This is a genomic window from Paenibacillus sp. ov031, assembly GCF_900143165.1.
Lineage (GTDB): Bacteria > Bacillota > Bacilli > Paenibacillales > Paenibacillaceae > Paenibacillus > Paenibacillus marchantiae.
Genome location: NZ_FRDO01000002.1, coordinates 509496 through 531910, shown reverse-complemented (window position 1 = coordinate 531910; position 22415 = coordinate 509496). Strand labels below are relative to the sequence as shown.

The 22415-nt window shown below is 47.4% G+C and carries 19 protein-coding genes; 9 read left to right on the top strand and 10 right to left on the bottom strand.

The genetic code is table 11. The annotated features are described in order from the left end of the window. The first annotated feature begins 220 nt into the window (after positions 1 to 220). Together BUA17_RS12535 and BUA17_RS12530 are read left to right on the top strand one after the other, a co-directional pair. The gene (locus BUA17_RS12535; protein ID WP_063567756.1) at positions 221 to 892 is read left to right on the top strand and encodes an FHA domain-containing protein; all 672 of its coding nucleotides are present in this window, start codon (positions 221 to 223) and stop codon (positions 890 to 892) included. Between the two features lie 155 nt (positions 893 to 1047). After that, the gene (locus BUA17_RS12530; protein ID WP_072733802.1) at positions 1048 to 1626 is read left to right on the top strand and encodes a class I SAM-dependent methyltransferase; all 579 of its coding nucleotides are present in this window, start codon (positions 1048 to 1050) and stop codon (positions 1624 to 1626) included. Positions 1627 to 1852: 226 nt separating this feature from the next. Here the strand turns inward: BUA17_RS12530 and BUA17_RS12525 are convergent, their stop codons facing one another. The 3 genes from BUA17_RS12525 to BUA17_RS12515 are packed head-to-tail and all read right to left on the bottom strand — an operon-like array spanning position 1853 to position 5694. Next, positions 1853 to 4177, bottom strand: a complete 2325-nt coding sequence (locus BUA17_RS12525; RefSeq protein ID WP_072733801.1) for a carbohydrate-binding domain-containing protein — start codon at positions 4175 to 4177, stop codon at positions 1853 to 1855. Between the two features lie 22 nt (positions 4178 to 4199). After that, positions 4200 to 4883, bottom strand: a complete 684-nt coding sequence (locus BUA17_RS12520) for a DUF4956 domain-containing protein (RefSeq protein WP_063567759.1) — start codon at positions 4881 to 4883, stop codon at positions 4200 to 4202. Beyond that, a complete protein-coding gene (locus BUA17_RS12515) occupies positions 4876 to 5694 on the bottom strand; it encodes a polyphosphate polymerase domain-containing protein (RefSeq protein WP_063567760.1) in 819 nt (272 codons plus the stop codon). Before BUA17_RS12515 ends, BUA17_RS12520 begins: the two co-directional genes overlap by 8 nt. Positions 5695 to 5945: 251 nt before the next feature. Between BUA17_RS12515 and BUA17_RS12510 the strand changes: the two genes are divergently transcribed. The 3 genes from BUA17_RS12510 (at position 5946) to BUA17_RS12500 (ending at position 8293) form a co-directional block, all read left to right on the top strand. Further along, positions 5946 to 6623, top strand: coding sequence for a response regulator transcription factor (locus BUA17_RS12510; protein WP_063567761.1), 678 nt, complete (start codon positions 5946 to 5948; stop codon positions 6621 to 6623). Next, complete coding sequence (locus tag BUA17_RS12505) at positions 6623 to 7924, top strand: sensor histidine kinase (protein ID WP_072733800.1); 1302 nt, start codon at positions 6623 to 6625, stop codon at positions 7922 to 7924. Before BUA17_RS12510 ends, BUA17_RS12505 begins: the two co-directional genes overlap by 1 nt. A 102-nt stretch (positions 7925 to 8026) precedes the next feature. Further along, complete coding sequence (locus tag BUA17_RS12500; RefSeq protein WP_072733957.1) at positions 8027 to 8293, top strand: hypothetical protein; 267 nt, start codon at positions 8027 to 8029, stop codon at positions 8291 to 8293. A 131-nt stretch (positions 8294 to 8424) separates the two neighbouring features. Here the strand turns inward: BUA17_RS12500 and BUA17_RS12495 are convergent, their stop codons facing one another. Beyond that, entirely contained in the window at positions 8425 to 9192 is a 768-nt protein-coding gene (locus BUA17_RS12495; RefSeq protein WP_072733799.1) for an SDR family NAD(P)-dependent oxidoreductase, read from the bottom strand. Between the two features lie 195 nt (positions 9193 to 9387). Here BUA17_RS12495 and BUA17_RS12490 point away from each other — a divergent pair, with 195 nt between their 5' ends. After that, complete coding sequence (locus BUA17_RS12490; RefSeq protein ID WP_063567764.1) at positions 9388 to 10026, top strand: TetR/AcrR family transcriptional regulator; 639 nt, start codon at positions 9388 to 9390, stop codon at positions 10024 to 10026. 18 nt (positions 10027 to 10044) lie between these two features. Here the strand turns inward: BUA17_RS12490 and BUA17_RS12485 are convergent, their stop codons facing one another. The 4 genes from BUA17_RS12485 to BUA17_RS12470 all read right to left on the bottom strand — a co-directional run bounded on the left by BUA17_RS12485 (position 10045) and on the right by BUA17_RS12470 (position 12236). Further along, positions 10045 to 10557, bottom strand: a complete 513-nt coding sequence (locus BUA17_RS12485) for an acyl-CoA thioesterase (RefSeq protein ID WP_063567782.1) — start codon at positions 10555 to 10557, stop codon at positions 10045 to 10047. 99 nt (positions 10558 to 10656) lie between these two features. Further along, on the bottom strand, positions 10657 to 11013 hold the full coding sequence (locus tag BUA17_RS12480) for a helix-turn-helix domain-containing protein (protein ID WP_139295656.1): 357 nt from the start codon (positions 11011 to 11013) through the stop codon (positions 10657 to 10659). Further along, on the bottom strand, positions 10961 to 11428 hold the full coding sequence (locus BUA17_RS12475) for a hypothetical protein (protein WP_063567766.1): 468 nt from the start codon (positions 11426 to 11428) through the stop codon (positions 10961 to 10963). The genes BUA17_RS12480 and BUA17_RS12475 overlap by 53 nt, the downstream gene beginning before the upstream one ends. Before the next feature lie 184 nt (positions 11429 to 11612). Continuing rightward, positions 11613 to 12236 carry an acetate uptake transporter gene (locus tag BUA17_RS12470; protein WP_063567767.1) on the bottom strand — a complete coding sequence of 208 codons (624 nt, stop codon included), beginning with the start codon at positions 12234 to 12236 and terminating at the stop codon, positions 11613 to 11615. Positions 12237 to 12708: 472 nt separating this feature from the next. On the opposite strand from BUA17_RS12470, the gene BUA17_RS31860 reads away from it, so the two are divergent. Together BUA17_RS31860 and BUA17_RS12455 are read left to right on the top strand one after the other, a co-directional pair. Continuing rightward, complete coding sequence (locus tag BUA17_RS31860) at positions 12709 to 17904, top strand: rhamnogalacturonan lyase family protein (RefSeq protein ID WP_072733797.1); 5196 nt, start codon at positions 12709 to 12711, stop codon at positions 17902 to 17904. 346 nt (positions 17905 to 18250) lie between these two features. After that, the gene (locus BUA17_RS12455; RefSeq protein ID WP_053782597.1) at positions 18251 to 18427 is read left to right on the top strand and encodes an aspartyl-phosphate phosphatase Spo0E family protein; all 177 of its coding nucleotides are present in this window, start codon (positions 18251 to 18253) and stop codon (positions 18425 to 18427) included. 117 nt (positions 18428 to 18544) lie between these two features. Here BUA17_RS12455 and BUA17_RS12450 read toward each other — a convergent pair whose 3' ends face one another. After that, positions 18545 to 19474 (bottom strand): response regulator, encoded by a 930-nt coding sequence (locus tag BUA17_RS12450; RefSeq protein ID WP_072733796.1) that lies wholly within the window; start codon positions 19472 to 19474, stop codon positions 18545 to 18547. A 447-nt stretch (positions 19475 to 19921) separates the two neighbouring features. Between BUA17_RS12450 and BUA17_RS12445 the strand changes: the two genes are divergently transcribed. Then, the gene (locus tag BUA17_RS12445; RefSeq protein ID WP_063567770.1) at positions 19922 to 21340 is read left to right on the top strand and encodes an alanine/glycine:cation symporter family protein; all 1419 of its coding nucleotides are present in this window, start codon (positions 19922 to 19924) and stop codon (positions 21338 to 21340) included. Positions 21341 to 21547: 207 nt separating this feature from the next. Here BUA17_RS12445 and BUA17_RS12440 read toward each other — a convergent pair whose 3' ends face one another. Continuing rightward, positions 21548 to 22387, bottom strand: a complete 840-nt coding sequence (locus BUA17_RS12440; RefSeq protein WP_079695423.1) for a methyl-accepting chemotaxis protein — start codon at positions 22385 to 22387, stop codon at positions 21548 to 21550. Positions 22388 to 22415 lie beyond the last annotated feature (28 nt).

Sequence of the window (22415 nt, the reverse complement as noted above, 5' to 3'; positions counted from 1 at the left end):
TGAGGGACCTCTCTTGTTGATTGGGCTAGGGCATGGATACGACTGTTATGAGAAAAAAGGCACAACGTCTGGTATAGTAGAGAAAAGCATATAACGATGCCTGTATACACTATATAAATTATTATGGATGCAAACAATGGAACAAATCTGATGAATTTATCATTATTTATGAACGGAACGCTCATAGAGATAGAGTGATATTTGAAGGTGGGAGAATAACATGCGGGAGACGGCAAAAATCGTCATTCGTACGCCAGGGCAGGAAAGTGACGGTTCGTTCGCTTATGTCAGCCAGGGGCGTTCTATTACAGTGGGGCGTTATACGGGTGGAGACGAACTGGACTTGTCTGTTTACAATCAGTTGATATCGAAGCGGCACTGCCGCATTCATTATGATGTGCAGCAGCAACTTTGGATTGAGGATCTGGATAGTAAAAATGGAACGGAATTGAACGGGCAGCGCCTCGTTCCTTATGAGAAATACCCGTTTGCCGAAGGAGACAGCCTGACACTGGTCAACGGCTTGATTCAGCTTCGCGTAGAAGGGGATCTCGAAGAAACGAGAGAATATCGGCTATCTGACCTGCTGGGCGAGGGCGTGCGTTTACAGGATCACCTGCAAACGGTGCAGATTGGAGAAGTGGAGATTCCACTGTCCAAGAAAGAGTACCAACTGTTCAAGCTATTGTACAGCCAGTTGGATCACTTTGTGACACGGGAGCAGATTGTCGGCCAAGTGTGGCCGGAGCGAAGCATGCTGGAGAGTGAACCGGTAGGCATTGACGAGATTAACTCGCTGATCTACCGGACGAATCGCAAGCTGGGCGTACATTTTACAATCAAATCGGTGTACAAAAAGGGTGTATACATGAAGTCCCATGTGCCGGACTGAATGCGTGGAATGAGCAGCGGGATGGAATGAGATATAGTTAAAATAGAATAACAAGAAGGAAGCTTCTGTCAGGTTTTTTAGACCTGGAGAAGCTTCTTTTGTTATGATGAAGGTGCAAATGCCACCTCTTAATTAAAATCCAAAGGGTTGAGGTTATGTTCATATTTCAATTTATCCCATGGCTGATTGCTGTGGTGACACTTATATCGGTAGTATCCATCGTGCTGGTCAGTTGGAAAAATGGAATCTCACCGATGCCCACATCCAGCATCGTCAGGCAGACAGTCATTCAAGAGGTCAACCGTATTCCCGGTTACGGTGACGTGATTGAAGCAGGCTCCGGCTGGGGAACGCTCGCACTGGACGTAGTGAGGCATTGTCCAGGCAAACGGCTAACGGGTATTGAGAATTCAATTGTTCCCTTATGGGCCTCCCAACTGATTGCTTTTCTAAGTGTCCGCTTACGGCGAGCAAAGGGAAAGCGCCATTCTCTGGAGGGACGGCTGCGATTCATCCGTGGCAACATCTATACTAGTTCATATGAACACGCAGATTGCGTCATCTGTTATTTGTTTCCTGGAGCAATGAATCGACTCGTCGACAAGTTCAATCGGGAGCTGCCTCCGGGAGCAAAGGTGATTAGCGTCTGTTTTGCATTGCCAGGCAAGGTACCGCTACGGACAATCACATGCCGGGACACGTTGCGTACCAAGGTGTATGTATATACGTTTTGAGTACTAACAAACCTACCGCATCTTAAAAGGTGAATAATCAAGGAATGCAGCATTTAATGAACATCAGCAACGTTATTCCTTCATCCATTGGGAGCGAATAGCTTGTACGAGCTTCTTTAGAACAAAATAGCAAAAACAAGGGATGTCCTCCGTCATATTCATGACGTATGGGACATCCCTTGTTTTTAATCATTTATTTGTTGCCTTTTATGACCTGAATCTTAACTTACTTCGCGGTATCCGTAGTGCCCGTTGTACCTGTAGTATCGGTTGTTGTACCCGATTGCGGTCTGTTTCTTCCGCCGCCGAATCCACCTTGGCCACCGCCTCCACCTGGACCCATACCTGTATTGGCAGTTGTAACACCAGATTCATTCACCCAAGTTACATTGCTTGTGGATTGGAAGGCAACCACTTTGGTCCCACCACTATACGTTCCGTCTGTATAGAGTCCATCCACTGCTTTGCCCGTCGATGTTCCGCCGGAGTAAATCACGTAAGATCCATCCTTCTTCAGATCAGGGGAACTAACCACAACAGATTGATAATCTTTCGCTGGAGCAAAGGTCAGGATGTTATTGCCTTCACTGTCTTGCACATGAACGAGTGTGCCTGCTTTTTGTGTTTCAGGGTATGTCATCACGATTGTATTTTGAGTTGATGTATCGGATGTACCTTGTGCCATGCCGGAACTGCCGGCAGCGACCAAATATCCACCACTCATCTCGAATGTACCATCATAGTCGAGTGGACCGTTGCCGTTATCCGTTGGACCGTTCACAATGACCGTTCCGTTTGTCATATAGATGGAGCCATTCGAATCCAGTCCATCGCCGCCTGCATTTACGGTGAGGGAACCGCCGTTGATATGAAGCTCACTGTTGCTGGCGGATTCACCCGGCATACCACCTGGCCCACCGCCTTGTGGGCGAGCATTGCTATTCGCGTCTGTACTTTGATTGGACTGATCCGTAGTTGATGTTGTGCCAGTCGTCTCTGTAACAGAAGTGTTGGAGACTGCAGTTGTATCGGTATCGGCTACTTTAGTACTGTCATCTGCAGTGGTTGCAGCATCGGCATCAGCATCAGCGTCAGTTGCAGTTATGTCACCCGAAGCGTTCACGCCATCATCTGATGCAGTCACATCCACATCCCCATCGTTCAGGGTGATGATTGCACCTTCAAGGCCTTCATAGCTCTTGGCAATGGTGATCGTTCCGCCGTTAATGGTAAGCGCCTGATCTGCATGAATGCCGTCATCACCGGATTCAATGCTGAACTTGCCGTCATTGACAATTACATTGTTGTTACTGTGTAGGGAATCATCCATGGAATCAATGGTATACGTACCGCCATTGACGGTGAGGTCAACTCCAGCTTTAAGTGCTTTGGCACTCGTCGTTTCTTCTTCTGTTGTTGTGCTTGTGTCTGCATCCGCATTGGAATCAGCAGGTGCTTTGGCATTTGTAGAGCTGGATGGAGCTGCGCCTGTTGCGTTCGTGCCATTATTGCTCGGCATATCAGCAGGTGGTTCACCATCCGGTGGTGTACCCATATCGGTTGGAGGTGTACCGCCACCCCATCCGCCGCCACCGCCGCCAAATGGTCCTTCTTCTACTTTTTCTGGTGCATTGGCACTGCCGCCTCCGGTTACGATGTTAAATGTGCCGCCATCCGTAACCAATGCGGTTTCCGCTTGAATGCCGTCGCTGCCGCTCTGGATGTTGAATGTACCTCCAGCAATGGCAACGAAGCCTTTAGTCGTATCCGTATCGTTTGTGGATTTAATGCCGTCACCTTCTGAATCAATGGTAATGGTACCGGCTTGAATGGCCACCATATCTTTACCTTTGATGCCATCATCCGCAGATTTGACGTTAATTGTGCCACTGACGATTTTCAGATCATCCTTGCTCGTAATACCTTCATTGTAGTTGCCTGTAACCGTCAGCTTGCCTGTACCATTGAACGTCAGGTCTGCCTTGCTGAAGATGGCTGCATCCGGCTCATCCGTTGTAGCGTCGGCGTATACGTATGTCTTGCCATCGGAGACAGCATTCTCGGTTCCTTCCTCCAGCGTAATGATAGCTTTGCCCGCTTTCTGGATATAGATGGCTGCACTGTCGTTATCATTGATTGTTGCCCCGTTTAATACGAGATGTACGGTGCCCTTATCAGCAACATTAACTACAATCTGTCCATCGGTAAGTTTGCCGCTAAGTACATAGGTACCTGCTGCGGAGATGGTTACTGATCCGTTTGCTGCTTTTGCACCCGATCCTGTGATGGAAGCGGTCGTCCCGTTCAGCTTAATCGTTGTGGAATCTGTTGCACTCCAGCTAACGTTGGTATCGTCTGCATCCATTGTGACCAGATCGGCATACTTCACCGAGGTTTGTTCACTGACGGATACGGTTTTGGTTGTCCCTGTCGTTGACACTGCGGCGTTTGCAGTGCTGCTGGTTGCTGCCGGAGCGCTGCAAGCTGTAACCATTGCAGTAATCATCGCGACGGACCACAGTTTGCTGCCAGTTATGATTTTCTTTTTCATATTATATCGTTCCCTTCGAATTTTAATATTCAGTGGCTGTTGGACTCATAGTTAACGAGATATCCAGATTACCGTTTCGGGTACGGATCATGTCGAGGAATTCTTTTTGATTGACACTTTCATGAATGGTTACGTTGTAGACCAGCTCGTACAGACTGCCAAGTTCGGTTGTTCTGATTTTTTTGAGCTCATGTACGACATTGAATTTGTGGAATACTTCGTCCAGTGCTTCTTCGTAACTCAGATTCTCGGGAATAGTCACTTTCAATGTTTTTTGCTGGCTTTTCTTCGCTCCGAAGTTGAAGCGGCTCAGGACAAACATCAGTACACACAGGATGATGGTGAACATTACGGCATAACCGAATGCGCCTACACCGCAGGCAAGACCGGAAGCCATGGTGAACAAAACATAAGCAATATCTTTCGGGTCACCAGGCGCACTTCTGAATCGGATGATGGAGAAGGCACCGGCGAGGCTGAATGCACGGGCAATGTTGCTGCCGATCAGAAGAATGATAATGGCTACGATGACTGGCAAAACAACCATGGTTAGCGTAAAGCTCTGGGAGTAGGTGCTTTGATTGGTCTTCATGTATGTCAGGCTGATAATGGCCCCCATAATGATGGCAAGGCCGATGGTAACAATGGCATTGCTGAAGGTCAGAGTTGTATCGGTTAGTGCGGAACTAAAGATGGAATCAAGCATACAGGACACGCTCTCTTTCTGTGATTGTTTTTTCTTGTTCTATGGATGGGTTGAAATCGGTACCCGGCAGCAATTCTCGTTCAGTCTGGTAGTTCAGGTTGGTTGTTCTGGCCAGATGTCTGTACTCATTGCCGTATTTCGAGAATCCGGTGCGGTAAAGACCGTGTTCGGATAACAGTTGGGAGAGCCACATCGGAACGGTTTTCTCGGCTTTGACTTCCATCAGCCAGCGTCCGTCTTTCACCAGCGGCTCACCATAATCTCCTTGCTCCAGCTTCAGATCGTATCTACGACTGCGGATGTTGGTATCAAAGGTGATGCGGAGATCGCGGCTGTTCTTGTCGAACAGTGCCTTGCGTTCATACGCCAGATATACTTTTGGTTCCAGATCGTACAGCCGGAGGAAATACTTGATCTCTTCGACAACCTGTTTGTTCATGTAATCGGCGAGATCAGGTGCTTTGCCTGTCCGAACAAATTCGTAGGCTTCATCCAGCTTCAGGGCAGTTCGGCGTTTGTTCACCAGGCCAAATACTTTCTTTTTGATCTCCAGATATACCTTCGCATTCTCTTCAGGAACTCCGTATGCCCGCAGTCTCAGCTTCTCCTTGTATTTAGGTTTGGAGAGACTTGCGCGGATCAGGGAGTCCTGCGGAGTGTCGAAGTACAGATTGCTGATGGAGTAAAACTCGTGTTTCTTGTTAAAGGCGTCCAGTTCCATATACTTCAGCAGATCGGTGTAGAAGTTCTCGTATTGCTCATCTGTCAGGAGATACTTGCTCTCATATCGGTTGAATACTTCAATTGCCATTGGGGTTCAGTCCTTTCATCCATGTTTTGTATGTTTTGTTGCATCGTGTATTGCTTCCATGTCTGTATCTTAGAGCGCCAACCTTGAATGAATCTTAAATGATTTTACATTCCGTTGATCTTTTTTTACCTTCCTTTAATAGTTCGCGAAAAAACTGAAATTAAGATTGATTCAAGGTTCGGTTGCTACAATCGTTGGTATAATAGATTGACATATATCGAAACCAATTCATGCAGAGGAATGAAGAACCGATGAGAATACTAATTGCGGAAGATGAGGTTCATTTGGCAGAAGCCGTATCGCAAATATTGAAAAAACACAATTACTCTGTAGACATGGTGCATGACGGGAGATCGGGTCTGGATTATGCGCTAAGTGGAATCTATGATCTGTTGCTGCTGGACATCATGATGCCGGAAATGGACGGGATTACCGTGCTGAAAAAACTGCGCAGCGAAGGCAATCATACGCCTGTCATTCTGCTCACAGCCAAAGGAGAAATTTCAGACAAAGTGACCGGGCTGGATTATGGAGCCGATGATTATATAGCAAAGCCCTTTGCCACGGAGGAATTGCTCGCACGGATTCGGGCAGCCCTTAGAAGGAAGGGAGAAGTTGTTCCAGAGGATGGACTGAAGTTCGGTGACATCGAACTGAACACGACGCAGCTGAAGCTGAGTGTGCAAGGCAAGGAGATCAAGCTGAATCTGAAAGAGAATGAACTGCTGGAACTGCTAATCACGCGCAAACAGGCCATTACTTCCAAAGAGCAGATTATTGAGAAGTTGTGGGGTTTCGATTCGGAAGTGGAGTATAACAATGTGGAGGTGTACATCTCGTTTTTACGCAAAAAATTAACCTTCCTGAACTCCTCGGTCCGCATCAATACGATTCGGGGTGTGGGGTACGTACTTGAGGTGACGTCCTGATGTTCAAGAAACTCAGAAACCGATTTCTGATCGTGAACCTGGTATCCATATCAATTATGATGCTGGTTGCCTTTGCCACGATCTACATCATTACGTACCAGAATGTACAGCGGGAAACCAACATGGAGCTGTTCAAAGTGTCGGATTTCTATCATGGTCCGTACAACTCCAGCAAGATGCCGCGCGGTGATGACAGGGGTTCAGTGGCAGGATCTCAGCCATCCGATTCCATTGCCGATGGAGCACCGGGGAGTGATCCGAATTCACCGCCAGGACGCTCTGTATCGTTCATGGTCAAGACGGACAGTGAATGGAAAATCACCGATGCACACTCCAGGTTTGATATGGATGACACGTTCTATACTGAAGCTTTGCAAAAGGTGAATAAAGTCGACGATCTGGATCGGAAGACCGGACAGTTTACACTGAATGGAACGGACTGGGCTTATGTGATCGACCCGAGCAGCACAGGGCATATGATTGTGTTCATCGATGTGACGGCCCAACAGGGCATCCTTACGAATCTGATTTATACTTTTGCCGTCGTGGGTTTGATCATGCTGATCGTTATCTATTTCCTGAGCCGCTATTTCGCCAATCGATCCATTACCCCGGTTAAGGAAGCCTTTGAGAAGCAAAAGCAGTTCATAGCCGATGCTTCACATGAATTGAAAACGCCGCTGGCGATCATTAATACCAACACAGATGTGCTTCTCGCGAACCGGGAGGATACGATTGAGAATCAAGCTAAATGGCTGCATTACATCAAGTCGGAGACGGAACGCATGTCGGGACTGACGAATGATCTGTTATATCTGACTCAAATTGACGATTCAAGATCCTCGATGATTCATGCCAAATTCAATATGAGCGATGCGGTGGAGACGATTATTTTGACGATGGAAGCCGTAATTTTTGAGAAAAATATATCTCTGGACTACAGCATTGAGCCGCAGCTCATGGTCCATGGCAACAGCGAACAGATCAAGCAGGTCATTCTGATTTTGCTCGATAATGCTGTGAAATACTCCAGAGCCAAGGGCTCGGTCAACGTATCGTTGAAGAAACAGAACAATGACGTTGTGCTGGCCGTTTCCAACACGGGAGAAGGCATTGCGCACGAACATCTGGACCGGATCTTCGATCGCTTCTATCGCACGGATGCCTCCAGAGCACGGAAACATGGTGGACATGGATTGGGTCTTGCGATTGCAAGGTCGATCGTGGAGCAGCACAAAGGTGAGATTTACGCCCGCAGTGTAGTAGGGGAAGGTGCAACATTTTACGTTCGTTTATCCTAGGGATAAGGAATAAGGCATGTCTGTTGTGGGTTAACCTATGCTACAATGGCAACAGAACGTATGAATCAAGGAGCTGACTTTAACGTGACTGAAGCAAATTCAATGAATGAACAGGAAATGAAGGCATATATTGCAGAGAAGACGAAGGCAAGCGAAGCGAATATCGCTCTTGTCCTGAAGCATGAGCAGGCGTACATTAACAAAGCACATGAAAATGCCAAAGGCGACGTGGATATCGACGGTGACGATCTGGCCGACTACATTTTGAGCCGCAAAGATGTAAAGCTGGATGAACTAACCGTTGAAAGCATACTGGATGCTGAAATGGACTACTTGATGGAAAAAGGTCTCGCAGGCTACGTGGATTAAATTTAAATCAATCTATTTATTAAAAAAATGACCTCAGCCTCCACGTTATTGTGGAATTTGAGGTCATTTTGGATTGTACACTCGGAAATACCTTTTAAAGCGTCAGCCAAGTTAGGCTAGCCCCATTCTTCTTATTGACCCATCATACCGCCATCGACAGTATAGAGCGAAGCGGTGACATACGAAGCTTCTTCGGATAACAGGAAGTTCATGATGGCTGCGACTTCTTCCGGTTCACCATAGCGGCCCATCGGAATTGCGGATACGGTAGCTGATTGATAATCTTCCACATTACCGGAGTTTGCTTCGATTTGACGCATCATACGGGTATTAATGGTGCCTGGCAATACCGCGTTAACCCGAATACCATGAGGCGCGAGTTCATTCGCTGCTGTGCGGGTGAGGCCAATCACGGCATGTTTGGACATAATATATGGAGATACGGCTGGAGCACCCATCAGACCTGCGAGGGAAGAGGTATTCAGAATCGCACCTGATTTTTGTTTTTTCATGACAGGGATGACGTTCTGCAAACCAAGGAATACGCCGCGCACATTGACGTTATATACGAGGTCGAGCGCTTCAACGCTCAGATCCTCGATCAGTCCGGTTGGACCTTCAATGCCGGCATTGTTGGCAAAATAATCGATACGACCAAACGTATCAAGTGCTTGCTGCACATAGTTTTTCACGTCGGCTTCCTGAGATACGTTTGCTTTCACTGCAATGGCGTGCTCTTTGTCGAGTTTCAGATCCGTGATGGTTTGCTGGATGACTTCTTCGTTCAGGTCGACCAGCACCAGATTAATTTTGCGTTCAGCAAGGCGGCGTGCCAATTCTTTACCGATGCCTCCGGCTGCTCCTGTAATAACTGCTGTTTGGGTATATGATGTACTCATCATGTATTCGCTCCTTATAAAATGAAATCAGGTGAACTGTGAGTGAACATTCAACCTGTGGTCTATCGTTCCTATCTCAATGTTAAGATATACATAGTAATGTGACAATCATCATTGACAGCGCATATGTCAGCTATCGGACAGAGATGTAAGCGGTGTTCATTTAGGTTACAATAATGGACAGAGGAGGTGGAAATGTTGATTATCGAACACCCTCAGGATCGGAGAGCACGAAGAACGCAGGATGCCATCATTGCTGCGGCAGTTTCTTTGATATTGGAAAAGGGAGCTGAAGCCGTCACGATTCGTGACATTACGGAGCGGGCAGATTATAACCGGGGAACGTTCTATTTACATTTTCCTGGTAAACCCGAGCTATTGCAATTCATTCTGGATGATTTCATGCAGGGCGTGGGACAAGCTTATGCATCACCTTACGCGGAGTTAAAAGAAGTGGATATGACGGCATTGCTGCCATCAACGATGCCTGTATTTGAATATATCGAAGCACATCAGGATATCTTTCGAGCCTTGATGACGATGCATGGGGATATGGGAACGAGACTCTGCAATATGTTCAGAACATATTTAACCGAGGATTTTGTATTGGTGACCGAAGATAGCGACTACACCATTAATTACGATATCATGCTAAGTTACCTGGTATCTGCGACCGTTGGTGTGATTATGCACTGGGCGGAGATTGGGTTCAAGTATTCTTCCCACTACATGGGAGAACAGTTGACCGCGCTAATTAACATCAAACCGACCCGTCTCCTGATTGAACCAGGGCAGAAGGGCCGGACCATTCATGAACGCATGCTTCAGGACTGAATAGCGTGCCTGATTCTCTTATTCCCAAGGATAACTAACGGTGAGGAAGTCGGCGAAGTTCTTGCTTTCTGCCCGCCGTTGTTTCCGCATGGCCGCCCGGGCTGGAGCAGTCTCGTATAATTTCTTCTCTTCCTCCGTCTCCGGAATGATGCGAGGGACAATGAGTTTACGGTTATTTTCATCCAAAGCGACAAAGGTAAGGAATGCGGTCGCCGCAATCTTCTTCTCCCCCGTCTTCAGATCCTCGCGGATCACCTTCACAAAAATCTCCATCGAACTTCGTCCCGTCCACGATGCGAAGGATTCCAACGTCACCGAATCCGTCGGATTAATCGGATACAAGAAATCGACCGAATCGGTCGAAGCCGTAACGGTATTGACCCGGCACAACTTGGATGCGGCGATGGATGCAATGTCATCGATATAGGACATGAGTTTGCCGCCAAACAAGGTATTATGGTTATTTACATCGGTTGGAAATACTCTTGCCGTCTTGAAACAACGTGTTTCGCGCACATACTTTCTCTCCACTTGATCTGATTCCGTAGGTTTAGGTATCTCTCTCATTCTTTGTAGTCCTCCTGACAGTATGGCTGATGGACGCTGCAAGATATGCCGCGTCCATCCTCTCTATATGTTAGTTCTAGTATAGGTGTCGATCACTTCTTCCTCGCCATCAGGAACCAGTTCAAAGCGCAAGCCAAGCGCAAAAGCCACCTTCTGGAGCGTATCGAAGCGCGGAATCTGCGCGGAGCTCTCCAGACGGGCAATAGCCGACTGCTTGAGTCCTGCTCGTTCACCGATATTATCGGAAGCTAAGGCGCTTCTAGCGTCGACGACATGCCGTCTGATGTACCAATATAATAGACTGTCATACACTGTTACATTTCGAATCCTTTTTTGTGAATAATCAGTCGTAACGGATTTTAATGTTTTATGCGTTAGCTTCAGTGACGCTATTGGAAGCGAATGCAGACCACTTTGCATTTACACCACTGGAACAATGGAATGAGATGGTATAATCACCACCGCGCATACCTTGCGGATAATCCGCCGTGCTTCTCCAAGTATATGCTGCTCCCGGCTTAACAGTAGCTGCAATATACTCTAATCCTGATGAGTGTGTCATCGTAACAGTTAGATTGCTTGTTCCATTGTTTAGGAAGTAGAATTTACCATGTCCGTAACCAGCTGGAACCGAGAAATAAGCGGGGACGATAGAAGTAGCAGCGCTCACAGTTGTGAGCGGCTGTTGGTTACCAACAGAGAACGGAGTAACAATTGGTGGCGTTGTCTCATCTGCCGGATTTGCTTGGACGCTATCAGCGCTAACTACTGCTGGAATCGCCAAAGTTGCGGCTAGTGCTAAGGATAAAACTGCCGATCTTGCTTTGTTTCTCATTTGTTATAAACTCCCTCACCTAGTAGAATGTTGTATATGACATGTTAATATTATACTTTTTTTCAGAAAAAGAAATAAAAAAATGGTAAAAAGTAAAAAAGAAGCTGTATCCCTATTCAAGTGAAGCATAATTCAAAAAAACCGCCAGGCGCGGACCGGCGCGCTGGCGGTTTGATGCTGTATATTAAGCCTTGGGTCTGAAAATGCCAGCCGGCTTGCCGATGGGCAAGAACGTATAGCCGAAGTGAGCGTTCAGTACGGAAGCACCTGTGCCGTACAACGACACGATTCCGATTCCCATTTCAGCATAAGCTGCGATGGTATGGAAGATATGAGGAGCTACGCCGAACGCGTCAAAGGTCAGGCCAAGGAACAGGAAGTCAATGAGAATGAAAATGATGAGCAATACTTTGTTGGCTTCCACGGCACCCAGCGTCATGAACAGGGTGAACACGAGGTATCCGGCAAAAGCAAATCCGAGCTGCTTGCCATCTGCCTGTTCCGCAAGAGTGGAGCCAAACACGCCCATTTTGATCAGCCAGTTGGCACCCATCGCGAACCAGAAGAATGCGTATGCGCCGAAGGCAGTTGTACCAAAGGTATTGTTGCGTTTGGAATCTTGAATGCAAGCGAACAGCTGGGCAAAGGCACCGAGGAAAATCGCCCAAGGAATGGCGTAGCTAAGGCCGTCTGTAATGCCAAGCTTTTGGGAGGAAGCGACCAGAGTGACGATGGCCAACCCAAATAATCCCATCGCGCTGGGATCGGCGTTTATGATTTTGACTTTAGTCTGTGAATCGGTTTGCATGGTGTTGATGAGCCTCCAAATAATCAAATCAGGATGATCCGTTCGAACTGAACCGTCCTCTATACTTCGTATTTCGTATCCGCCTGGTCCGGACACACACATCGCCCTATTGTACCTGAATGTATTTCGTATGAAAAGGGATTTTATTACCTTTTGGGGCATTATCCCTTCCCTTGTAAGGCATGTGTTAGAGATCAAGAACGAAGAAATCGGTTTATTGGTGGAAAAAGACGGGAAATTACATGTTCATTCCCTGGAAGAAGGGATAGTATCGAGGGGAAATGAAAACCTTTGCCTCAAAGTTTACTGATGTGAAGCATTAAAGAATTTGAAAATTAAAAATTAAAGAGGTGATCCGTTAATCAAAAGTAGTTCTTTTTTTAAACGACAAAATGCAAGCGCTTACTTATGGGTTGTACCATCGTTCTGGCTTTAATCATTCTATGATGAGGAAACGAAAGGATGGGTGTTCATGATCGCGAAGACGCGGCAGGTTGGTTTGGTTTTGCTCCTATGGGTATTTACAATTTCCAGTCTGGGGTGGGGAACAATGTTTGGCACACCAACAGCAAGTGCAGCCGTATCGGCTGATGAAGCTGCCGGTGGAGGCACTTATAAATTCGATTTTGGTTCAGGAGCTGTTGCGAATGGATATACAGGTGTGGACGCAACGTCTGCGTATTCGGCGGAACGTGGCTATGGATTCACCGATGTATCCAAGGTAACGGTACAGGATCGGGGTACAAGTGATCCGATTAAATCCGATTTTGCCAAAATCGCCGATGGGGGCGGATTCAAGGTGGATTTGCCAAACGGTGATTATACCGTCTCCCTTGTCGCTGGCGACAGTGCAGGCAACACAGATATTGCGATCAAAGTGGAGAGCATGAACAAGGTTCAGCAGAATACCAAGCCAGCGGGTGAATATCTGGAGATGAGCTTCGATATTGCCCTGGTGGATGGGCAGATGAACTTTGAATTCTCCGGAACGGCCGCTAATATCAATGCGCTCGTGATCACCAAACAACAGGAACGCGAGGCAGGGAACAAACCTGCTGTGTACCTTGCGGGTGACTCCACGATGCAGACGTATAATCCATATTGGGAGCCCCAAGCGGGTTGGGGACAAATGTTCCCGTCCTTTTTCAGTGATGCCGTGGAGATTAAGAACCATTCCATCGGTGGACGCAGCTCCAAATCCTTTATTTTCGAAGGCCGATTAGATGAGGTTCTGCGCCTCATTCGTCCGGGAGATTATCTGTTCGTGCAGTTCGGACACAACGATGCAACGATCAGTGTTCCTGACCGTTATGCTTCACCCGCCGATTACAAAAACTATCTGAAAACCTACATAGACGGCGTTCAGCAGCGGGGAGCTACCCCAATTCTGGTCACCCCAATGGGTCGCAGGGACTTTAATGCAGACACAGGCAAGTTCAATGTATCCTTCCCTGAATATGTGCAGGCGATGAAAGAGGTGGCTTCCGAGAAAAATGTGAAGCTGATCGATCTGAGCGCACTCAGCATTGCGTACTATGATTCCATTGGACCGGAAGCGACATTGTCTGTCTTCCTCCATGTATCACCAGGCATCTATCAGGCATTCCCGAACGGGGCAACGGATAATACGCACTTCCAGGAATATGGAGCGATTCAGATTGCCCGTTTGGTTGCAGGTGCCGTTCGTGAACTGGATCTGCCGTTATCGGAAGCGGTTCAGGATGCTGAAGTTCCAGCTGAATTGCCTGCCAAACCTGCTGGATTGAAGGCAGGCAGCATTAGCAACGCCGGAGCGGTATTGAAATGGACGGCGGATGACACCGCAGACATCTACAAAGTATACCGTAAGCTCTCAACAGAGCCGCAAACTGCCTACAAGCTGGCAGGAACGGCAACCGTACCTACTTTAACGCTAAGTGGTTTGGTTGAAGGTAAGTCGTACACGGTTCGAGTAACGGCTGTGAATGGCCGCGGCGAATCCGATCCTTCGGATGAAGTCAGCTTCACCACCAAATCGGCAACGTATCGATATGACTTTGGCCCGGTAGGTTCTCCGGTTGCTGAAGGGTATACGGAAGTCAATCGGAATACGCTGTATACACCAGAACGCGGTTATGGATTAACGTCTTCCGCCAATATGGCGGATCGGGATCGTGGCAGTGCGACGGATAACCTGCGTCGTGACTTCGTGATCTATTTTAACGGATCATATGAATTCAAAGTGGATCTGCCGAATGGTACCTATTCGGTCAAGACGTACACTGGGGACTGGATTGGGTCAGCAAAAACCAACATTAACATCGAAGGCAAAGATTATGGAACCGTATCTTCCGGTGCTCAGAATATTGCCGAAAAAGTGATCAACCAGATTACCGTGCAGGACGGGCAGATGAATCTGGTCTTCAGTGGGGCTACGGCGCATCTCAACGGACTTGAGATTACACCTGTATTGGTGGCCCCTTCCAATCTGAAACTGAATGGCCTGGATCTGGAGAGTGATCCGATCACCGCTGCATTGTCGTGGGATGCTATTGCCGATGACGTACAGTATAAGGTATACCGTCAGTCAACTGGAGCGGCCAAGGCCGAGCTGCTGGGAACCACGGATGCAACAACCTATACCGATAATAAGATTGACCTGGGCATGAATTATGTATATACGGTAACGGCTGCGGATCGTACAGGTACGGAATCGGTAGCATCCAATGCATTGCCTGTATCGACGATTGATTCATCTGTAGACAAGGCAGAGGTTCCTTCAGGTCTGTCGTTACAAAGCATCAACAAAAATGACGTCTCCATCACTTGGACGGAATCAACAGGAGCGCGTGCATACCAAATCTATCGTGCTGTGAAGCAGGATGGACCGTATGATCTCATCGCTCGCACCAAGGAGACGGCATACACAGACTCCACCATTCTCAGCACCATTCCTTATTTCTATAAAGTGGCGTCTGTGAATGCGGGAGGGGTATCCGAACTTTCGGCTGCACTCGAAACACCAGTAGCAACGACGCTGAATCGTGAAATGGAGTATCTGGACCGTGCTCCGGTGGCTGTAAAAACAGAAAACGGCAACTATATCGGCTGGCGCATGCTAGGCTTGGATGCCGAGACCATTGCTTTCAATTTGTATCGGGATGGTGTGAAGCTTAACGATGAACCGATAACGGGAAGCACCAACTTTACGGATGCCGAAGGCACCGATGCGTCCAAATACCGGGTCATGACGGTAGAAAACGGCATTGAAAAAGCGGCAACGAAGGAATTCGGCGTTTGGCAGGAGCAATACCTGTCTGTACCTCTGCAAAAGCCTGCTGATGCCTATACGAAAGACGGGCAGCCGTATTCGTATTATGCGGGTGATGCCAGCGTGGGCGATGTCGATGGTGATGGCGAATATGAGATTGTTCTGATGTGGTCGCCAAACAACGGCAAGGATAACTCCCAATCCGGATATACCGGTATTGTCTATATGGATGCCTATAAGCTGGATGGAACAAGATTGTGGCGCATCAATATGGGGCCGAATATTCGTGCGGGTGCGCACTACTCTCCATTCCTGGTTTATGACTTCGATGGTGATGGCAGAGCCGAACTGATGATGCGTACCGCAGATGGTACCGTCGATGGACAAGGAAAAGTCATTGGAGACGCCAATGCAGACCACCGGAACAGTTCCGGTTACGTTCTGCTTGGTGATGAATTCCTGACGGTGTTCGATGGTGAAACCGGAGCAGCACTGGATACGGTGGAATATGATCCGCCGCGTGGAGATGTTGCTTCCTGGGGCGATGGCTATGGAAACCGGGTGGACCGTTTCCTGGCAGCGGTAGCGTATCTGGATGGCGAACATCCAAGTGCCATGTTCAGCCGTGGATATTATACGCGTACTGTGCTGGCATCCTACAATTTCCGTGATGGAAAGATAAGCAAAGTATGGCGTTTTGACTCAAGCGACGATGGCTACGGCGAGTATGCAGGCCAAGGGAATCACAATCTCTCGGTTGCAGATGTGGATGGCGACGGCAAGGATGAGATTACATTTGGTGCGATGGCCATCGACGATAATGGCAAACCGCTCTACAATACGAAACTAGGTCATGGTGATGCCATGCATCTGAGTGATCTGGACCCGACACGTCCAGGACTGGAAGTGTTCGACGTACACGAACATAAAGATTCTAAGTATGGTATGGAAATGCGCGATGCGGCTACAGGTGAAATCCTCTGGGGTGTGTTCACAGGCATCGATACCGGACGTGGCATGGCTGCCGATATTGATCCGAACTATCCGGGAGCTGAGGTATGGGCTGCAACCATTACCAATGCTGAGCATATTCCAATCACCGGGCTATACAGTGCTCAGGGGGAACTGATCACGACGAAGATTCCATCGTCCACCAACTTCGGCATCTGGTGGGACGGTGACCTGCTGCGTGAGCTTCAGGATGATATTCGTATCGACAAATGGGATTATGAGAACCAAACGACAGTTAATCTGCTGACGGCAACAGGTGCAGCTTCGAACAATAGCACCAAAGCGAACCCGAGTTTGCAGGCAGATCTGTTTGGAGACTGGCGTGAAGAAGTGATGTGGCGCAGTCAGGACAGCTCGGAATTACGCATTTATACGACGACAGATGAGACGGATGTGCGTATTCGCACGTTGATGCATGATCCAGTCTACCGCCTTGGGGTAGCTTGGCAAAATGTAGCCTATAACCAGCCGCCACATACCGGCTTCCATCTTGGAGTAGGCATGGAGCAGCCAGCGGCACCGAATATTCGTTATGTAGGTGGTCCGCAAGAAGTAGAAGATACGACACCTCCGGTCATTACAGGCATGCCTGCGGAACAGATGAGTGAAGAGGATGTACTCCAAGTTGATGTGAAGGCAGAAGATCCGGAGTCCGGGATTACTCTTCTGGAGTTGACTTGGGACGGTGAGGCCGTAGAACAGGGTGATGAGATTGCACTGACGGGTCTGGTGGGAAAACACACCTTTACAGCCAAAGCAGTTAACGGCGCGGGACTCATCACCGAGCTTTCCGTGGAAGTGACAGTCATCGCCGCAGACCAAGCCACAGGTGCACCGGGTGTACCTTCCTTGTCCGACGATAACCAACATGGCGACGGTTTGGCGGATGGAACATACACCATCACCATGAATATGTGGTGGGGGAATAACGGTACACAGTATAAATTGTATGAGAACGGTGAACTGATCGATACGCAGAAGCTCACGGCCTCAAGCCCTTCTGCCCAAAAGGCATCCACGGATATTTCGGGTCGGGTAAACGGTACGTATGTATATACTTGCGAACTAATCAATTCAAAAGGGACTACCGAATGCGCTCCGCATACCGTAATCGTTCGTGATGCAGCACCAGGGAAGCCGGTGCTCTCTCATGACAACTGGGATGGGGATGGAAACTACACGATTACGATGAATATGTGGTGGGGCACAAATGCCACCTCCTATCGTTTGTCTGAGAATGGTCAAGAGATCGACAGCCAACCGTTGACTGCAGCATCTCCGAATGCACAGACAGCAACAACAGTGATCAAAGATCGTGCACCTGGCGAGTATGAATATGTTGTGGAATGGATTAACGAAAGTGGATCGGTTTCTAGCGAAGTCATCACAGTGAAGGTCACACATTGATTAAAGTAATCTAACGATAAAGCACCTCTCTATCGATATAGGATAACCCCTTGGGTAAGCCTTAGATCGAGAGGTGTTTTTTTTGGTTTTTTTAACATACACAATAATGACACAACTGTTTGATTATGAAGTTAGTGGGGAAAATTTGCTTATGAAATTGTAATCTGGCCTTCAATTAGGCGTTCCAGAGCCATTTACGGATCGTCTTCTAGGAATAGCTATAGAGACTTTCAAAAATTGGAGAAGGATACAAAACATCCATGTGAACTATGCGATATGTTAATCCAACTATAGATTGACAGGAAAACCTAAAATGTAACACAGAAATAGGGAGGGATTAGACGCGATGGTTATGAGTTTGGAATTGAAAAATCAAATAGAGAAAGCCAGACATAACCTTCATATGTTGGTAGAGCATAACGAGGGTAGATTTGGACATCCCGATGTGCTTCAGCAGTCCATGGTACTGGATGAATTGATCAATGAGTATAATCGAATGCACTTAAGCAAGCCGAGGGCTTGATGGATATAGATGAGCTTTTTTTGCATGCGCACATGATAATAGCTGGAATAGAGAGCAGGAAGAACGAATGCTCTATCATTCCAGTTCAATCATGAGCGCATGTTTTTTTGTTACTCCTCAATGCAACAGCCGCTTGGCTTCCAGATACAGTACCTGAACGAACTTTTTGGTATTAATGCGGGTCTGGGACAAGGAGGGCTCCACATTGTTTTGTAGTTCCAGCATTTTCTTGCGAATCTCCGTAAAGTCAAAGAACTTCGACGCGTAATTCTCAAACTTCGGATGTGTGTAATCCGTGAGTCCGAGCGATACGACATGGCTTAATGTTTGGAAAATTGCACGGCGAACGCGCTGCTCAGATGCTTTAATCTCCTTCGTTACTTCCGCTGGTGAGGCATCGGAACCCAGTTTGCGTATGGCTACATTCTGGAAGATATCCTTAAGTGATGGGAACGTGTATGGAGAGAGCTTATGCTCCTCCGTTTCAATCTGCTCCAGGTATTCCAGCATGTCCAGCAAATCTCTGCTGCCCGCTTCTCCGATCATGCCCATCTCGGATAGCAGGAAATGTCCTGCGGTCGTAATTGTTTTGTCGGGGGCTGGTGTTGAAGCACGTTCGGAAGATTGCAGTCTAGACAGTCCTTGCAACGTACGCTGAATATCTGCGATGGATTGCTGCATACGCAGACGCTCGTCCACCAGACGCAGAACAGACAGGATCTCCAGCCGATTAATCGGCTTCGTAATATAATATTCGGTGCCAAGCGAATAGGCTTCCCCGATCATATTTTTCGACTCAATCTGGGAGATCATCACGATCTTGCCATCGAACCTTCCTTCAAGTGCACGTATCGTCTGAATCCCGTCTCGCTGCGGCATGAGCAGATCAATCAGCAGTACATCCACCTTATGCAGCTCCAGCAGTTCAGCATGAATATGAGCCCCATCTTCAGCTTCCCCCGCAATCTCGCCGAGCCCCTCATCTTCAATAATATCCATCAGCATGGATCGAATCCCAGGATCATCATCCACAATAAAATAACGCATTTCCGTGTCCTCCTTTCTGATTAAGTTAACTCCTATATATTCCGTTCTCTGCATCTATAAATGATCTTTCCCTGCTATTAATGTCCCCTATTATCATACTTGGTTGTATATCCTGATGTGAAGACCCGTGCATGCTAACAAATATGTCAGATAAAGTGACAGTGAATGGATAAACGTTGCTTATTTATAAAAAATTTAAATGTTTCTGTGTAGGTATTTGTCGGTTTCCGTAGATGCCCCTGTAGTATAGGTAACATCCGAAAATGTGGATTCCGAGATATGCAGAATGGTACAAACGATCTCTTAACCTATCGTACTTCAGCACAAAACGGTCCGTCTGAGGCGATAGAACTGCATGCCTTTATGAAGTAGTATGAGAATTTTTCGCTCAGTCATACAGCTGGGGAACGCTTTTTAACGAACCATCAACGAAAAGGGGCATTGCCAATGGAGCAAACAATACAAGATATTATTGCAGTTTTCAATGATTTTCTATGGTCCAAGCTGTTAATCATCTTGTTGGTCGTATGTGGTTTGTATTTTACGACCAAGACCCGGTTCATGCAATTCCGCATGATTGGAGATATGGTGAAAGTGCTCAAGGAGCCAAAGAGCAAGGAGCCCGGCAAAATTTCGCCGTTTCAGGCATTCTGTATCAGTATGGCAGCGCGCGTGGGAACCGGGAATATTACCGGTATTGCACTGGCAATCGCACTGGGGGGACCAGGGGCTGTATTCTGGATGTGGGTTATCGCGATTTTTGGTTCGGCTTCGAGTTTTGTGGAGAGTACGCTTGCTCAAATTTATAAAATCAAAGATAAGGGCGGATTCCGCGGGGGTCCTGCTTATTATATGGAGCGTGGCCTCGGGAAACGATGGATGGGGATATTGTTCGCAATTCTCATCACGTTGTCGTTCGGTTTGGTCTTTAATGCTGTGCAGTCCAACACGATTACAGTCGCATTCAAAAATTCATTCGGCATCGATCGGTTGACGGTAGGTATTATTATGGCCGTTGTGTTTGCGGCAATCATCATGGGTGGTGTTAAACGGATTGCCAAGGCGTCCGAATACATCGTTGTTGTTCTTGCTGTGCTGTATATTGGCGTGGCTGCATTTGTTGTTCTGTCGAACATCACACAGCTTCCGGCCATGATTGCGCTGATTGTGAAAAATGCCTTCGGCATTGAACAGGTCGCTGGTGGTACACTTGGAGCCGCGCTGATGAATGGTGTCAAACGTGGTTTGTTCTCCAATGAGGCGGGTATGGGTAGTGCGCCGAATGCTGCGGCTACGGCGGATACAACACATCCGGTCAAACAAGGGCTTATTCAGGCGTTTGGCGTGTTGACGGATACCTTGGTCATTTGTACAAGCACGGCCATGATTATTTTGCTATCAGGTGTATACAAAGGTTCCAATCTGGGTGGAATTGAATTAACTCAAGCGGCATTAAGTGTGCATATGGGTTCATGGGCGTCCGGATTTTTGGCAGTGATGGTGTTCCTGTTTGCCTTTAGTACGCTCATCGGGAATTATTACTACGGGGAGACCAATATTGAGTTTATCAAATCCAATAAAGGTTGGCTGTGGGTATACCGTGTGTGTGTTATCGCGATGGTGCTGTTCGGTGCCGTTGCCAAGGTCCAGCTGGTATGGGATTTGGCCGACCTATTCATGGGGCTGATGGTTGTGGTGAATCTGATTGCCATCCTGATGCTGTCCAAGGTGACATTCGATGCGCTGAAAGATTACAAGAAACAAAAGGCCGAAGGACGTGACCCGATCTTTACTCGGGACCGTATTCACATTCCGGGCGAAGTTGAATGCTGGGAGTCGGAGGCCGAGGTAGTAGGAACAAAATGAAGTGAAGTTGCTAAATAACGAAGAAATAACGGATACAAATACAACAAGAGATCCACATACACTACGATAAAAAGACAAATGAAACAGGACTTAGAATTTCCGTCACGGGGACGGGGATTCCAAGTCCTGTTTATTACATATAAAGTAGTTAATGTTCAGTATATCTGGTGGAATGGGTAACCATCCTATCGGGAGATGTACCTGCCCTTAATCGTTCACAGAGTAACTGATGAGTTGTTCAGACAGAGCTTTCATGCGTTCTCCGGCTTCATTCAGCTTCTCGATGACATCCGTAAAGGAGGATACGAGCGTGGCTTGCTCCTGAGAAGAAGCTGCAATCTGGGATACTTCGACTTCCATCTGTTTAATAACCTGTTGTACATCTTTTAAGCTGATATCAATATCGCTGGTAGCCTGTTTGGCATCGACAGAAAGTTTGCGCACTTCCGTTGCGACCACACCAAAGCCTGCTCCGGCTTCACCTACACGCGCAGCTTCGATAGCGGCATTAAGCCCAAGCAAGTTGGTCTGTTCCGAGATTTCACGAATGAACCCGGCAACCTTGTTGATCTGAGACGAATTCTTTACTGCCAGACGTGTATTCTCCAGAATCTGTTCGCTGGTGGCCTGCAATTCCTCCGCATGAGCGGCAACGTGCTGGACCATTTCAACCAGGTTTCCATTAATCGTTTGGTTTTCTTGTATAATAGCTTCAAGCTGATTCTGGTTCGATTGATCATACGATACGCAGAAAATAGCAACGACCTGATGATTGTCATCAAAGATCGGTATATTAAGGACATCCAGCTCAATACCGTAGTATTCTGCCGGCAGGTGGGTCAGAGAGGCTTCGTTTCCGTTCTTGAGAGCGGTGAAGTTCTTATATCCATCCAAAAGAGGATCGCCTTCGTTGAATCCGAGATTGAACTTTTCGGTGGAGACAGAATACAATACCTTCTCGTGATCATACACCGTTAGACTGGCTGGTTCTCTAAGAATCAGACGGATATAAGGCATTACTTTCAAAAGGGCATCTACAACGTTCATAGTAGGTCGAACCATCCTTTCTTTATTT

What these genes read in the sequence shown, in the direction of transcription:
- BUA17_RS12535 (WP_063567756.1), top strand. Translation starts at nt 221, where the DNA reads ATGCGGGAGACGGCAAAAATCGTCATTCGTACGCCAGGGCAGGAAAGT.
- BUA17_RS12530 (WP_072733802.1), top strand. Translation starts at nt 1,048, where the DNA reads ATGTTCATATTTCAATTTATCCCATGGCTGATTGCTGTGGTGACACTT.
- BUA17_RS12525 (WP_072733801.1), bottom strand. Translation starts at nt 4,177, where the DNA reads ATGAAAAAGAAAATCATAACTGGCAGCAAACTGTGGTCCGTCGCGATG.
- BUA17_RS12520 (WP_063567759.1), bottom strand. Translation starts at nt 4,883, where the DNA reads ATGCTTGATTCCATCTTTAGTTCCGCACTAACCGATACAACTCTGACC.
- BUA17_RS12515 (WP_063567760.1), bottom strand. Translation starts at nt 5,694, where the DNA reads ATGGCAATTGAAGTATTCAACCGATATGAGAGCAAGTATCTCCTGACA.
- BUA17_RS12510 (WP_063567761.1), top strand. Translation starts at nt 5,946, where the DNA reads ATGAGAATACTAATTGCGGAAGATGAGGTTCATTTGGCAGAAGCCGTA.
- BUA17_RS12505 (WP_072733800.1), top strand. Translation starts at nt 6,623, where the DNA reads ATGTTCAAGAAACTCAGAAACCGATTTCTGATCGTGAACCTGGTATCC.
- BUA17_RS12500 (WP_072733957.1), top strand. Translation starts at nt 8,027, where the DNA reads ATGAATGAACAGGAAATGAAGGCATATATTGCAGAGAAGACGAAGGCA.
- BUA17_RS12495 (WP_072733799.1), bottom strand. Translation starts at nt 9,192, where the DNA reads ATGAGTACATCATATACCCAAACAGCAGTTATTACAGGAGCAGCCGGA.
- BUA17_RS12490 (WP_063567764.1), top strand. Translation starts at nt 9,388, where the DNA reads ATGTTGATTATCGAACACCCTCAGGATCGGAGAGCACGAAGAACGCAG.
- BUA17_RS12480 (WP_139295656.1), bottom strand. Translation starts at nt 11,013, where the DNA reads ATGCAAAGTGGTCTGCATTCGCTTCCAATAGCGTCACTGAAGCTAACG.
- BUA17_RS12475 (WP_063567766.1), bottom strand. Translation starts at nt 11,428, where the DNA reads ATGAGAAACAAAGCAAGATCGGCAGTTTTATCCTTAGCACTAGCCGCA.
- BUA17_RS12470 (WP_063567767.1), bottom strand. Translation starts at nt 12,236, where the DNA reads ATGCAAACCGATTCACAGACTAAAGTCAAAATCATAAACGCCGATCCC.
- BUA17_RS31860 (WP_072733797.1), top strand. Translation starts at nt 12,709, where the DNA reads ATGATCGCGAAGACGCGGCAGGTTGGTTTGGTTTTGCTCCTATGGGTA.
- BUA17_RS12455 (WP_053782597.1), top strand. Translation starts at nt 18,251, where the DNA reads ATGGTTATGAGTTTGGAATTGAAAAATCAAATAGAGAAAGCCAGACAT.
- BUA17_RS12450 (WP_072733796.1), bottom strand. Translation starts at nt 19,474, where the DNA reads ATGCGTTATTTTATTGTGGATGATGATCCTGGGATTCGATCCATGCTG.
- BUA17_RS12445 (WP_063567770.1), top strand. Translation starts at nt 19,922, where the DNA reads ATGGAGCAAACAATACAAGATATTATTGCAGTTTTCAATGATTTTCTA.
- BUA17_RS12440 (WP_079695423.1), bottom strand. Translation starts at nt 22,387, where the DNA reads ATGAACGTTGTAGATGCCCTTTTGAAAGTAATGCCTTATATCCGTCTG.